This window comes from Shewanella sp. Sh95 (assembly GCF_001308045.1).
Classification (GTDB): Bacteria; Pseudomonadota; Gammaproteobacteria; order Enterobacterales; family Shewanellaceae; genus Shewanella; species Shewanella xiamenensis.
This window is the reverse complement of the sequence record NZ_LGYY01000152.1, coordinates 1-14,134: the sequence shown is the minus strand read 5'-3', so window position 1 is coordinate 14,134 and position 14,134 is coordinate 1. Positions and strand designations below refer to the sequence as shown.

At 46.6% G+C, this 14,134-nt stretch carries 14 protein-coding genes and 1 pseudogene; 5 read left to right on the top strand and 10 right to left on the bottom strand.

Annotated features, from left to right (window positions below; genetic code table 11):
- Positions 1-82: 82 nt before the first annotated feature.
- The 3 genes from AEA42_RS11365 to AEA42_RS11355 form a co-directional block, all read right to left on the bottom strand.
- A complete protein-coding gene (locus AEA42_RS11365) occupies positions 83-1,273 on the bottom strand; it encodes an acetyl-CoA C-acyltransferase (protein WP_055647771.1) in 1,191 nt (396 codons plus the stop codon).
- A gap of 431 nt (positions 1,274-1,704) precedes the next feature.
- Positions 1,705-2,646 (bottom strand): homoserine O-succinyltransferase, encoded by a 942-nt coding sequence (metA, locus tag AEA42_RS11360; RefSeq protein ID WP_047539164.1) that lies wholly within the window; start codon positions 2,644-2,646, stop codon positions 1,705-1,707.
- Positions 2,647-2,716: 70 nt separating this feature from the next.
- Positions 2,717-3,151 carry a YbaY family lipoprotein gene (locus tag AEA42_RS11355; protein ID WP_047539166.1) on the bottom strand — a complete coding sequence of 145 codons (435 nt, stop codon included), beginning with the start codon at positions 3,149-3,151 and terminating at the stop codon, positions 2,717-2,719.
- 117 nt (positions 3,152-3,268) lie between these two features.
- Here AEA42_RS11355 and AEA42_RS11350 point away from each other — a divergent pair, with 117 nt between their 5' ends.
- Entirely contained in the window at positions 3,269-4,012 is a 744-nt protein-coding gene (locus tag AEA42_RS11350; protein WP_047540725.1) for an SDR family NAD(P)-dependent oxidoreductase, read from the top strand.
- 84 nt (positions 4,013-4,096) lie between these two features.
- On the opposite strand, the gene ompW is transcribed toward AEA42_RS11350, so the two are convergent.
- From ompW to phhA, 7 genes are all read right to left on the bottom strand, one after another.
- A complete protein-coding gene (gene ompW, locus AEA42_RS11345; RefSeq protein WP_047539169.1) occupies positions 4,097-4,741 on the bottom strand; it encodes an outer membrane protein OmpW in 645 nt (214 codons plus the stop codon).
- A gap of 463 nt (positions 4,742-5,204) precedes the next feature.
- A complete protein-coding gene (locus AEA42_RS11340; RefSeq protein ID WP_047539172.1) occupies positions 5,205-5,792 on the bottom strand; it encodes a nucleotidyltransferase family protein in 588 nt (195 codons plus the stop codon).
- A gap of 100 nt (positions 5,793-5,892) precedes the next feature.
- On the bottom strand, positions 5,893-6,543 hold the full coding sequence (maiA, locus tag AEA42_RS11335) for a maleylacetoacetate isomerase (protein ID WP_047539174.1): 651 nt from the start codon (positions 6,541-6,543) through the stop codon (positions 5,893-5,895).
- Positions 6,544-6,626: 83 nt separating this feature from the next.
- The gene (locus AEA42_RS11330; protein ID WP_055647770.1) at positions 6,627-7,613 is read right to left on the bottom strand and encodes a fumarylacetoacetate hydrolase family protein; all 987 of its coding nucleotides are present in this window, start codon (positions 7,611-7,613) and stop codon (positions 6,627-6,629) included.
- A gap of 342 nt (positions 7,614-7,955) precedes the next feature.
- A complete protein-coding gene (gene tyrR, locus AEA42_RS11325) occupies positions 7,956-9,494 on the bottom strand; it encodes a transcriptional regulator TyrR (RefSeq protein ID WP_011071819.1) in 1,539 nt (512 codons plus the stop codon).
- A gap of 260 nt (positions 9,495-9,754) precedes the next feature.
- On the bottom strand, positions 9,755-10,093 hold the full coding sequence (locus AEA42_RS11320; RefSeq protein WP_047539180.1) for a 4a-hydroxytetrahydrobiopterin dehydratase: 339 nt from the start codon (positions 10,091-10,093) through the stop codon (positions 9,755-9,757).
- An 82-nt stretch (positions 10,094-10,175) separates the two neighbouring features.
- Positions 10,176-10,991 carry a phenylalanine 4-monooxygenase gene (gene phhA / locus AEA42_RS11315; RefSeq protein WP_055647783.1) on the bottom strand — a complete coding sequence of 272 codons (816 nt, stop codon included), beginning with the start codon at positions 10,989-10,991 and terminating at the stop codon, positions 10,176-10,178.
- 323 nt (positions 10,992-11,314) lie between these two features.
- Here phhA and galU point away from each other — a divergent pair, with 323 nt between their 5' ends.
- The 4 genes and pseudogenes from galU to AEA42_RS22900 all read left to right on the top strand — a co-directional run.
- Positions 11,315-12,223 (top strand): UTP--glucose-1-phosphate uridylyltransferase GalU, encoded by a 909-nt coding sequence (gene galU / locus AEA42_RS11310; protein WP_037416817.1) that lies wholly within the window; start codon positions 11,315-11,317, stop codon positions 12,221-12,223.
- Positions 12,223-13,236 (top strand): UDP-glucose 4-epimerase GalE, encoded by a 1,014-nt coding sequence (gene galE / locus AEA42_RS11305; RefSeq protein WP_037416814.1) that lies wholly within the window; start codon positions 12,223-12,225, stop codon positions 13,234-13,236. Before galU ends, galE begins: the two co-directional genes overlap by 1 nt.
- Positions 13,237-13,312: 76 nt before the next feature.
- Entirely contained in the window at positions 13,313-13,798 is a 486-nt protein-coding gene (gene napF / locus AEA42_RS11300) for a ferredoxin-type protein NapF (protein ID WP_037429170.1), read from the top strand.
- Between the two features lie 74 nt (positions 13,799-13,872).
- Positions 13,873-14,010: pseudogene (locus AEA42_RS22900) on the top strand (polymer-forming cytoskeletal protein); the annotation flags it as partial.
- Positions 14,011-14,134 lie beyond the last annotated feature (124 nt).

Here is a 14,134-nt window from a genome sequence, read left to right as displayed (position 1 = left end):
TTTATCCTCAGTGGGATGTTTGCCCTTGCCAGCTCAGTCTTGGTCTTGTTGATTTAGCAGTTATTCCCGATTAAGCCTTTGATTAGACTTCGATTGCCATAGCGGTCGCTTCACCGCCACCGATACAGAGTGAGGCTACGCCGCGCTTAAGCCCACGGGCTTTAAGTGCATGAATTAAGGTCACCAGCAAACGTGCGCCCGAGCAACCGATAGGATGACCTAAGGCACAGGCACCGCCATTCACGTTTACTTTTGCCATATCTAAACCTAATTCAGAAACGGCCAGCATAGTCACCATGGCAAAGGCTTCGTTGATTTCGAACAGGTCAACCTCGTCCTTAGACCAGCCGACATTGCTCAACAGTTTTGCCATCGCGCCAACGGGCGCAGTGGTAAAGAGTGATGGCTCCTGGGCATGGGTGGTGTGGCCCTTGATGGTGGCCAGCACAGTTAAGCCTAACTGCTCGGCATTGGCGCGGGTGGTTAGCATCAGCGCTGCCGCGCCATCGGAAATAGAGCTTGAGTTTGCCGCCGTAATAGTGCCGTCTTTGGCAAATGCTGGGCGCAGTGCAGGGATTTTTTCAGGGCGAGCGTTACCAGGCTGCTCATCGGTATCGATAGTCACATCACCACGGCGATCGCTCACAGTCACAGGTACTATTTCCGCCTTGAAGGCGCCAGAAGTAATAGCCGCATTGGCTTTTTCCAGTGAGCTTAGGGCAAAGGCATCCATTTGCTCGCGGGTTAAGCCGTATTCATCGGCAGTTTTCTGGGCGAATGTGCCCATAGCGCCGCCAGTGTAGGCATCTTCTAAACCGTCGAGGAACATATGATCTAAGACCTTGCCATGGCCCATACGCATGCCAGCGCGCGCTTTATCTAGCAAGTAAGGAGCTTGGCTCATGCTTTCCATACCACCAGCAACCACCAACTTAGCACTGCCCGCTTTGAGTAAATCGTGGGCAAGCATCACGGTTTTCATCCCAGAGCCACAGACTTTGTTTACGGTCGTAGCGCCAACAGACAGGGGTAAACCTGCACCTAAGGTTGCCTGACGCGCAGGTGCTTGACCCAGACCCGCTGGCAATACGCAGCCCATTAACACTTCATCAACCTTATCACCCGCAACTTGGGTATCAGCTAACAGGGCTTTGATGGCGGTGGCCGCTAAGCTCGGAGACGTTACGCCAGACAAACTGCCTTGAAAGCCACCCATTGGTGTGCGTTTAGCGGCAACGATAACGATCTCTTGGTTAAATTGTTCAGTACTCATGGGGACTCCAAGCTAAATGTGCCTTGGCGGTAACACTCGCCAGCGGCGGATAAATAGTAACAATGAAACCACTCTGACGTTTACGCGAACGTAAAGCAAGTATTCCTTGGTCTAATGTATCGATTTTATCCACGCCAGATTGTCAGTCAGAATTTACAGTCGAGAGGCCTTAACGGCATTTGAAATGGTAACAAGGAGGAAGTGACTCAATAAAAGCGCTTGCCTTGCAGCAGTAACACAAACCATACCTGCTGAGGTTGAACAGCGCTAAAGACAAATGAAGTTAACAGGCGAGCAAACAGTGGCTAAGCGAATGGTAAATTTATTAGTCAGTTCAAAAAATTCAAGCAAACAGAAACAGCATAGCGAGATAATTCGACAGGCATTGAGCTTAAGAAACCGTCAATGCCTGACAAACTAAAACAACGTCCCTACTGCGATTCCCATGGCGTCATCGCCGTCATATCACTCAGGTCGTAAGGCGTTAATTGGTAAACGTAATAGTTAAGCCAATTACTCACCAACAAACTGCCATGGCTGTGCCAACGGGCAATGGCATCGGCCTTAGGATCATCGTTACGATAATAGTTTTGTGGCACATTTGGGTTTAATCCCTGCGCCAAATCCCGATAATATTCATCGTTTAAGGTAGATTTTTGATACTCAGGGTGACCCATGACAAACAGGTTGCGATTATTGCGACTGAGGACCAAATAGGCTCCGGCCTCCTCGGACTCTGCCAGCACTTGTAGTTCAGGATGTCGCTTAAGCTCTTCAATATCCATCTCGGCAAAGCGGGAATGCGGTGCAAAGAACTCATCATCAAATCCGCGTAGCAGCGGAAAATGCTGGCAGGTGCGGCGATGGACAAACACCCCTGAGCGCTTTTGCTCAAGAATTTTACGATTTAATCCATAGAGATGGTAAAGCCCAGCGTGCGCCGCCCAGCAGAGGAAGAGCACCGAGGTAACATGCTGCTGTGACCAATCGATAATTTCACGGATATGGTCCCAATAAGTCACATCTTCAAAATCAATTTGCCCTAACGGCGCGCCAGTGATGATTAGGCCGTCGTAGTTTTTATGGCGCACATCCTCAAAATCACGGTAGAAGGTGTTCATATGATCGATAGAAGTATGCTTCGACTCTTTATCGTGAATACGCAGTAAATCCACATCCACCTGCAAAGGCGTGTTGCCTAAAAGGCGTAGAAGCTGGGTTTCGGTCTCAATTTTATTAGGCATCAAGTTCAGGATCAGTACCTTCATCGGTCTGATATCCTGATTGGCTGCCCGGGTTTCGGACATTACGAAAATATTTTCAGATTCTAAAATCCCTGCTGCTGGCAGATGATCTGGAATTTTAACTGGCATACCGCGCCTCTTCTGTTCAAACAATCAAGGGTTCCGGCGCGCGTATGCCACTCAGCAAAGAGCAAACAAATTAGCGGCCGACTTTCTCAAGCAGTATCGTCATAGGCTCAGTCGAATTGAGATCGACATGATAGGCTTGAGTATTAATAAACAATAACTTATCACCGAGCATTATCCTTGCACCAATGGCATAGGTATGCCCTGCTTCAAACTGATCGCGCCCTATAGTAAAACTAAATTGCGTAGGGGTTTTAGCGCCTTGACTCTCACGCTCTGCCATCACCACAGCAGGTACATCCATCTTAGAGACATCAAGCAACTGCACAATCAACTTGGCATCGGCAGGCAGTGCGATACGTTCGCGATACATGGCCTCACCTTTAATCTCAACAACTGCATTTGGTGTGGCACAACCTGTCATCATGTTCGTCACAGTGAGTAATACCATTGCCGCCCATTTTTGCCATGCAGATGTCAGTCCGCTAATCCTTAACCCATGTGTCATTTCATTTCTCCTAATCATACATAAAGACTTCTGGATGTCTATACGCCCAAGCTATAAATCTTGTCATGCTGGGCATATCTTCCTATGATAAGCCACCATTTCGTTGCCGAAAAATTTATGACCCAAGCAACTGCGATAATTGTGGGCGCTAGCTCACATTTAAGCCGCGAACTTGCCAAACAATTGGCCGAACAGCAAGTTGAATTAGCACTTTTTGCACAGGATGTTGAATCGCTGCGCGAGTTCGCCTCGACCTTACCTACCAAGGTACAAGTATTTTCACTGCAAATTGAACAGCCAAGCATTATCATCGAACAGCTTGAAAACGTCTGGCAAGGTCTCGGCGGTGCTCATTTAGTCTTGGTGAATACCGGACTGAATAGTTACGACCCTGAGCTGCCATGGTTACCAGAGCAAGATATTATCGACGTCAATGTGCGGGGCTTTGCCGCTATCTGTAATACCGCATTTAGATTATTTCGCGAACAGGGTTACGGCCAGCTTGCCACCATTAACTCGATTGCTGGTCTGCGCGGCGGCCCGAGTGTGGCTTACCATGCCTCTAAAGCCTTTGCGCAAAACTATTTGGAAGGCTTAAGCATGCATGCCCAGCGGCTTAAGTTGCCTATTACTATTACCGATATTCAACTTGGTTTACTGGATAAGGCCGCCATGCAGCAAAGCACGCTATGGCTTGCCCCGCTCCCGCAAGTGGCGGCGCAGATCATTAAGGCCATGCAGCAGGGTAAACGCCGCGTGTATGTGACCAAGCGTTGGCGCTTAGTGGCTTGGCTGACTAAATTACTGCCTGAGTTTATCTATAACACTCGCCACTGGAAGCCGAAAAAGGCTAAAAAGTAGTGTTGTTCCGCGTTTAGCTTTATTACACTGCGAAAACAAAAAAGGAGCCGCTGGCTCCTTTTTTGTTACTTTAAAATCAGATGATTAGAAAGTGTAACCCACGCTGACCATATAAACCCATGGGTTAATGTCAGTATCAATTACTTTAGTATCACCCGCTAACTTAAACTTCACATCGGTGCTAATTTGCGCATACCACACAGAGGCGTTAACTAACCAGTTTTTATTGACTTGATAATCGATACCCGCTTGCGCCGCTAGGCCCCAGGAGGTGCTCATGCTTAAGTCAGTTAAGGCACCATTTAAATCGTTGGTGAATTCATTGTCGAAGAAGTTAGTGTAGTTCACACCCACGCCTACATATGGACGTAATGCAGATTGAGCATTACCAAAATAGTACTGTGCCACTAGAGTTGGTGGCAAATGTTTGGTTTCAGCAATCTTATTACCACCTAAAGAGACATCATGGCTAAATGGAGTCGCTGCTAATAACTCTACCCCGAAGTTATCGGTCAGCATGTAGCCAAAGTTCAAGCCCAGTTGAGTGTTATTGCTGATTTGAAACTCACCAAACGTAGCAACTGGATCACTAGATTCACTTGGCGCGACAACCACAGCACCGGCACGAACAATGATATCGCCCGCTTGATGGGCAGAAACAGAAGCAGAGAAACCAGCGGCTAACAGGGTGGCAGCGATCAGTGTAGAAACAGTAGTTTTATTCATCATCATACTCCATATGTACAACATAGGTTTTTGTTTTACATTACATCCTTAACAATTGACGCCTACACTGCCAGATAAAATTATTCACCTTATTGATCTAAATCAAGATTAAGCGGCGATACTTATTTCGAGGTATAAACCATGAGATACAAATCACGTTATCTAAACATTTATTGACAATACCGGTTCATTTTTTGTGACCAACCGCATTAATTAGCTATCACTAATCACCTCCAGAAGAGGTAATAGGAGGAAAATTGCCAATTTCGCCATTTACATTTAATCAACATAAATTGAAATTAAAATCCGATGAAATTCGACGATATTCAGTAGAAAAAACGCGAAAGAATCCAAAAGCAGACAAAGACAGGAATTAAGAATCGACCTAGAAGGTGCTTATTTCGGTTTACACTCACTCATCTGCGAATAAAAGAATAAGCCTCTAAACTCATCTTAACCAAATGGCTCAATAGGCTACAGCTAGTCGCGGATATTGTTTAAGCCAAGACTTTGCGGCTAACCGTTGATGAAATAACGCTAAAGGACGCCGAGGATTGGGCGTTAGTTGTAAGGCAAATAATGAGGCTAAGCCAAAGGGGGCGATGATGTGTAAGCCTTCAATGGCTGGAGCAGAAAACTTAAGCGTCTGTTCAAGCGACACACCGACAGCAGTTTCGATTTCGGGCCAATAACACATTGCATCCAGTGTCGATTGATAGGGATTGTCGAGATGCTTAAGGTGCATTCGCGCCTGATTTTTTACTGACCAAGGTAAGTCTGGCGCCAGTGTTTGTAGGTAGGCTTCTATCGCCCTATCTCGCTCAGGAAGAGTATCCAAGGGACAATAGTAAATCAGATCGATATCGTTTAACGGACGCGGCTTAATATCGTGCAATTTGTCCCACACCAGATTACGGACAAACCCCGCCGCCAAGCACCACTGCGGAATATCATACACTTGGGCACATTGCTGCGCTAATTCAAGTGCCCTTAACCGCTGTTTATCTTGGCTTAGCCATGCGCATAACAATGCATTTAATTCGGCTTCAGTCATGGCCAATATCCGCTTTAATAAGTTAGAAACACAGAAGTGACATCGACTCACGCCACTTCATCATCGATTTCATCGCACTTAATAAGCAGTTAATGATAGGTTAAACTGCATCGGCTTGGCGCTCTGGCGCCGCATCCGCAAAGGCTGGCAGCAAATTACACTCAGCCCACACCCGCATAATATTGGGGTACGGCGTTAAATCCACATTAAAACGCTGGGCGTTGTATACTTGTGGCACTAAACACAGATCCGCTAGCGTCACTTTGTCACCAAAACAATAGCGGCCACTATGGCGCACAAGTTGGGTTTCGAGCGCCGCAAACCCACTCGCCACCCAATGGTGATACCAAGCGGTTTTGGCTTCTTCATCGACGTTCAGCTTCTGAGTTAAATATTGCAATACCCGCAGGTTATTGAGTGGATGAATTTCACAGGCAATGGTTAAGGCCATGGCGCGCACATGGGCACGTTCAAGCGCCGACGCAGGCAATAGCGGCGTTTTAGGATATAGCTCATCCAGATATTCGATAATCGCCAAAGATTGGGTTAACGCATCCCCATCCTGCTCATCATCAACCACCAGTGTAGGCACAAGTTCCTGCGGATTTAAGGCAATATAATCCGCTTTATGTTGTTCACCACCATCACGCACTAAATGCACCGACAACTGCTCGGCGCTCACGCCTTTAAGATTGAGGGCAATACGCACACGATAGGCGGCGCTAGAGCGCCAATAACCGTATAGTTTCATCTCACGCTGTCCTTATGTTCTGCTGAAAAAACGGGGCTAAAAGCCCCGTCAATATTATCTGTCACTGTGTTCGCACAAAAGCCTTACGCCTTGTACTCAACCACTTTTTGATCGATAGAGCCAAAAATTGACATTCCCTTGTCATCAAGCATTTCAATACGCACTGTGTCGCCAAAACGCATAAACGGTGTGCTAGCTTTGCCGTCGCTAATCACTTCAAGCATACGTTTCTCGGCCAAACAGCTTGAGCCGGCACTGCGGTCATAGTTAGAAATCGTACCAGACCCGATAATGGCGCCCGCACCCAATGGACGGGTTTTGGCAACATGGCTAATTAACTGGCTGAAGTTAAAGGTCATATCGACACCCGCATTCGGGCGGCCAAATAACTCACCGTTTAGGTATGTGATAAGCGGTAGGTGCACCTTTGAATCTTCCCAACGTGCGCCTAATTCATCTGGCGTAATGGCTACCGGCGAGAAGCTGCTCGAAGGTTTAGATTGGAAGAAACCAAAACCTTTGGCGAGTTCGGCCGGGATCAAATTACGCAGTGACACATCATTGACTAACATCAGCAGTTTGATGTGTTTTGCCGCATTTTCAACACTCACGCCCATCGGCACATCATCAGTGATCACAGCGATTTCCGATTCGAAATCGATGCCCCAGTCTTCGCTCGCCAGCGGGATATCCGCCTTGGGCGCGATAAAGCTGTCAGAGCCGCCTTGGTAAAACAGCGGATCAGTCCAGAAGGTTTCTGGCATTTCTGCGCCGCGCGCCTTACGTACTAATTCCACATGGTTAACGTAGGCACTACCATCGGCCCACTGATACGCGCGTGGTAAGGGTGATAAACATTTGGCTTCATCGAAGGCTTGCGCGTTCGGTAATTTGCCTTCGTTGAGCGCATCATACAATTCTTGTAATTGCGGTTTGAGCAATTCCCAACCATCGAGTAATTGTTGCATCGTATGGGCAATCGCTGGCACAGCCACCGTTTGAGTAAGATCGCGGCTCACTAACATTAACTGACCATCGCGGCGACCATTGTTATAACTGGCAAGTTTCATATCTGCTCCTGTGCTTCTACGGCTCGGCGTACTGCGCTTTTTATCTCGTTATAGTTAACCGACAATATCAGCTAACGCGAATTTTTTGCTGACGAGAACATAGGTAAATAAAAACCTATATTGACTCTGTATTAGGGTTTGCTGTGCGTAGAAATACCCGAAGCGACGACGGATTCCTATAGCGTGAGCAAAATCACATTTCAGCTTATTTTTTCACATTTTGTAAACTAATCATTACGTTTCCGACCCTGTTGCCACTTGTCACTATTTCGCTGAACGATATGGTGAAAAAGTCGACAACAAAGTGGAACGATACTGTTACATCCTAAGCTTAAAGCAAGATTACTTTGGCTTGGCGATCTTATATTCCCTAAGTTTATTGGCGATAGCCGTATGAGACACGCCCAATTTCTTCGCCAATTGGCGAGTACTAGGGTAAGCAGGATACAAGCGGCGCAGTAAGCTAGCCTCAAATTGCTTCATCGCATCATCGAGATTACCTTCGAAGGCATTATCGAAATAACCAAAACCTTCGGCGTAGGATGGTAACTTAAGTTGCTCAACGGTCAGCTCGCCTGAACCATCCCACATGGATACGGCTCTGAAAACCGCATTCTTAAGCTGACGCACGTTACCCGGCCAAGCGTAAGTTAATAGATGATCGCGGCATTGGGCCGAAATCCGCCTGACAGGACTAGAGAGTTGCTGACTGTAATGCTCGAGGAACATCTCTGTCAGCGGAATAATATCAACTTTGCGCTCGCGCAGTGACGGAATATGGTAGCTAAGTACATGGATGCGATAGTACAAATCTTCTCTAAACTCACCGGTTTGGCACAACTCGGCTAAGTTTTTCTGGGTCGAGCAGATAATCCGTACATCGGCGCGGACTTCTTCGTCGCCACCGATACGTCTAAAGGTGCCATCCTGTAATAACCGCAGCAATTTAACCTGTGCCGCCTTGGACATTTCGGCCACTTCATCAAGAAATACAGTGCCGCCCTTCGCCTCTTCAAAAAAACCACGTTTAATGACTTTACCTTGGCTAACGTAGCCAAACAGTTCTTCTTCGGCGGCGCTATCGGGCAATGCCGCACAGTTAATGGCAATAAACGGCTTTTCGCGGCGCATGCTGGCATCATGGCTGGCTCTGGCCATTAATTCTTTACCGGTGCCAGTTTCGCCCGTGATCAGTAATGGCGCATCGAGTTGCGCCATGCGGCGGGCTTGTTTAAGCACTTCTTTCATCTTGTCGCTGCTGGCCAATACATTTTCAAAGCCTGTGGTTTGATTTTGCAGCGCATTAAATTGTTTACCCACCCGCGCAGGCGATTTAAGCGACACCACCGCACCGACGAGGATAGTTTTCTCGTCCTCATCAGGTAAATAAATCGGTAACATTTCAGCCAGATATTCGTTTTGGCCGATATTCACCCGCGCCGCCTGCGGCAGCACTTGGCCCTCACTGAGCCAGCGGCTGAAGTTAAACCCTTGTACCCAATGGTTTAAAGATTCATCAAGCACTTCGTGTTCACCCATGCCCATATTGAGCAGCGCCGATTCGTTCACAATGCGAATACGCGCCTTCACGTCGATGGAAAACACAGAGTCTGGGAGAGTTTTAAGTAGGGTTTTTAAGGCGTAGTGTTCTTGCTCCGACGGCATAAATGACACCGTTCGTACATCGTGGACGCTCTCCACTTTGCGGATCTGCGGCATCAAGGCGCTTAAGGTTTCAAAACTGACTTCAGCAAATTGCAGGTAAAGAAAACCTTGGTTACTGGCATCAATGGCAATGAGATTAATGCCATAACGTTCTAACACGACTAAGATGTCTTTCGCTAAACCCACGCGATCTTGACAGCTAACTTCCAAGCGCATAATGACTGATATTCCCTTTTTTGATTCGAATTTTGGAATAAAACGTGCGAGCTATAGTCCCTGAGGTGACCTTCATAAGACATGCGTTTGACGAAACAAGTTCAGTTTACGCAAACGTAAGGGACTAGATAAATAGCTGGGCGTGTATACGTTAGAAGGTTACGCTCAAAGTGGCAAGCCTAGTTTACAGTGCATTTGTAACAGGAAGAAAAAATCAGCATCAAAATTGCATTAAGATGCTGATTTAAAATATTAACTTTTTAATCTAATAACTGGTCGGTCTTGGCCGCCATAATGAAGTCATTCTTATGCAACCCCTTAATTGAGTGTGACCACCAAGTCACGGTCACCTTGCCCCACTCGGTTAAAATACCAGGATGATGGAATTCTTCCTCGGCCAATTCCGCCAACTTATTGGTAAATGCCATTGCTAGTTTAAAGTTTTTAAACTTGTACACCCGTTCCAATTGCATGATGCCGTCACGCACTTGCACGCCCCAATCGGGGATCATGCGGATAAGCTCGGCCAATTCTTCATCAGTCACTTTCGGTGCATCGGCTTGGCAAGCTTCACATTTCATTTGGTTTAACGCGGTCATACATACTCCTATTGGCAACATCACAGGTTCAATCCGTTGCACTTATTACGCTTTATTCAATTCGTTTTTTTATGGTCAGCCATTAGCTGGCCTTCTTGGCCTTGGGCGGATATTTAGGGGCAAACAAGCCGAGCTGCCGCGCCTTAGCCACATAGGCCATAATATCCATTTTGGCGATTTCATCTAATACATCAATATGTTCAATCACATAGTAAATTGGCTGCATAATATCGATACGATAAGGCGTGCGTAGCACATCTAAAAGATCGAACGGTTTACGTTCAGGCACTTGGCTTTCCATCGCATATAAGGTTTCGCCAGGAGAACTTAAAATACCACCGCCATAGATACATAGTTCACCCTCCTGAGGCTTGAGCAAACCAAACTCGACGGTAAACCAATACAAACGAGCCAAAAATACTCGGTCTTCCTTGCTGGCATTTAAGCCTAATTGACCATACATATGCGAGAAATGGGCAAAAGATGGATTGGTCAACAAGGGGCAATGACCAAAAATCTCATGGAAAATATCTGGCTCTTGCAGGTAATCAAACTCTTCCTTACGGCGGATAAAAGTCGCGACCGGAAACTCCTTGTTAGCCAATAGCTCAAAGAATCGACCAAAGGAAATTAAGGCGGGCACGGCCGCGGTTTTCCAGCCCGTGGTGGCCTGTAGCACTTTGTCTATCTCCGCCAATTGTGGGATGCGATCCTTGGGCATCGCCAAGGCATCAAGTCCCTGCAGATACTCCTTACAGGCACGCCCAGGCAGGTTCACCGCTTGGCGAGCATACAATTGGCTCCAAATCTCATGTTCTTCCTGTGGGTAATGGATATACCCTGAATCATCTGCACTTCTCGCAACATAGGGCGCAGTGTGCGCAATTTCTTTAGTCATAAAATTCACTTCATGGCTGACGCTAATGCCTCCATAGTGATCTAAGCCTCGATTTTTGTTAACTCCCTCACAGTTTATTGTTTGCGCGCCAATGTGACGTAAACGTAAAGCAAATATTACAAGTCGTTTAAAAAGCATGGGCAATATACATACAGACTCACCCAGACGGGTATCAATCCTTGACATTCAAACGTAAAAATGACGACGATAAACAGATAATATGCAGAAAAACCGACAAATTTCGGCGTTTGCAAATGGCTTTTCTGCGTAGGTCATTTACAATATTGCCCAATAATCGCCTCTCCTTAATCTGAAGGTTCGCAATGAAACAACATCAAATTCGTAAAGCCGTTATTCCTGTCGCCGGACTTGGCACTCGTATGCTTCCTGCGACCAAAGCTATCCCTAAGGAAATGCTCCCTGTTGTTGATAAGCCACTGATCCAATATGTCGTTAGTGAAGCTATTGCCGCGGGTATCAAAGAAATTGTGCTCGTAACCCACGCCAGTAAAAACTCTATCGAAAACCATTTCGACACCAGTTTTGAATTAGAAGCGCAATTAGAGCGCCGTGTAAAACGTCAATTACTCGAAGCGGTGCAATCCATTTGCCCGAAAGACGTGACGGTGATCAGCGTACGTCAATCCCAAGCTAAAGGCTTAGGTCACGCTATTTTATGCGCTAAATCCGTAGTAGGTGATGCACCTTTTGCCGTATTGCTGCCGGATGTGATTATCGATGACGCCAGTTGCGACTTAAAAACCGATAACCTTGCCGCAATGGTAAGCCTGTTTGATGAAACCCAAGTGGGTCAAATCATGGTTGAAGGCGTACCACATCATTTAGTCAATCAATATGGTATTGCCGATGTGAACGGCCACGATTTACAGCCTGGTGAATCAGAGCCATTAGTCGAACTCGTTGAAAAACCTCCAGTTGATGAAGCGCCATCTAACTTAGCCGTTGTTGGCCGTTACGTGTTACCCGCAGCCATTTGGCCATTGCTGGCCAAAACGCCTGCGGGCGCAGGTGATGAAATCCAATTAACAGACGCCATTGCGATGTTAATGAAGCAAGAAACCGTAAACGCTTACTATATGCAAGGTAAGAGTCACGACTGCGGTAACAAACAAGGCTATATGCGCGCTAACGTAGAATACGCTCTGCGCCACAGCGAAATCGGTGAAGATTTTGCCCACTACTTAAAAACAGTTGTAAAGGGAATTAAATAATGACGATTTTAGTGACCGGCGGTGCTGGTTATATTGGCACTCATACCGTAGTGGAATTACTTAATGCGGGAAGCGAAGTGATTGTATTAGACAACCTGTCTAATTCAAGTATCGAAGCACTAAACCGTGTCGAGCGCATTACCGGTAAATCGGTCACATTCTACCAAGGCGATATTCTCAATAAGGCCTTACTGCAGAAAGTCTTTAGCGACCATAACATCGATGCCGTTATCCACTTTGCAGGGTTAAAGGCCGTCGGTGAGTCAGTAGCTAAGCCACTGAAATACTATGAGAATAACGTGACTGGCACCTTAATTCTTTGCCAAGTGATGGCAGAGTTTAAGGTGAAAAATCTCGTCTTTAGTTCCTCGGCAACTGTGTATGGTGATCCTGCTAGCCTGCCCATTACCGAAGATTTTCCAACGGGTGCCACTAACCCCTATGGTCAATCTAAATTGATGGTTGAGCATATTCTGGCGGATTTACACCATAGCGACCCAAGTTGGAATATCGCTCGTTTACGTTACTTCAATCCCGTTGGTGCCCATGCCAGTGGTTTGATTGGCGAAGATCCTAACGATATTCCGAATAACTTGATGCCATTTATCGCCCAAGTCGCCGTGGGTAAACGCGAGGCCCTCAGTGTGTTCGGCAATGATTACCCAACCCACGATGGAACTGGCGTTCGTGATTATATCCACGTTGTGGATTTAGCTATTGGTCACCTTAAAGCCCTTGAGAAACTCGCCACAAAACCAGGGCTTGTCACCTACAATCTAGGTACAGGCCAAGGTTACAGCGTGCTCGATATGGTTAAAGCCTTCGAGAAGGCCTGTGGTAAATCGATTGCCTATCAGATTGCACCACGCCGCCCAGGAGATATTGCCGCCTGTTATGCAAACCCAGAGCATGCTAGAACCGATTTGGGCTGGCAGGCGACCCATAGTCTTGAGGATATGGCCAATAGCAGTTGGCATTGGCAATCAACCAATCCCAATGGTTATAAAAGCTAATCATCTAAATGGCTTGTGGTAATTCCCAAGCCATTTTTCTTCTCGATTAATAAAAATTGTTATTCATTAAACACCTATGACAGAAAGCATTAATCACAGTCGCCGTAGTCTTTTTAGTCGCCGAAAGTCCTTGGCGATTAGGCCGCCTTGGGTGCGCGAGGGGGTAGAATTTACCGATATCTGTACTCGCTGCTCAGCCTGTATCACCGCCTGTGAAACTAAGATAATTTTCAAAGGTGATGGCGGCTTTCCTGAAGTCTCGTTTAAGGACAATGAATGCACTTTTTGTACTCAATGCGCCACTGTCTGTCCTGAGGAAAAGTTGTTTGATTTGACCCAAACGCCATGGCAACACATCGCGGCTATTCAAGATAACTGCTTAACCTTTCAAGGTATTTGGTGCCAAAGTTGTAAGGATGCTTGTGAGCCCCGCGCCATCAGTTTCACCCTAAGTGTAGGCAAAGCGCCTATGCCAAAAATTGATACAAGCCTATGTACGGGTTGTGGCGCCTGTGTCGCTCCGTGCCCAAATCAAGCGATTAGTATTAAGCTAGCAGAATAGCCATTGAGCGCCCTAGGCTTGTCCCTGTATTTACGTTAGTATTTCATTCCCAATGTATTAGGTTTCTCATCACCATGTTTGGCAAAAATCTCCTGTTTACCCGCAAATCGTCCCCCGCGCTCAGTTTTATTGCTAAAGGCACTAGGCTGACTGGCAATATTGAATTTGCTGGCGATGTGTTGATTGGTGGTGAAGTTCAAGGTCAAATACTGAAGGATCCCCTCATAAATCAGCCATAGCATAGCCATATTTGAGCAACTGATTGGCGAATAATACCCAGGCCGCCAGCAATTCTTTCTCCGTGATTTGATAATCAGGCCGCCTGAGTACCTCCAA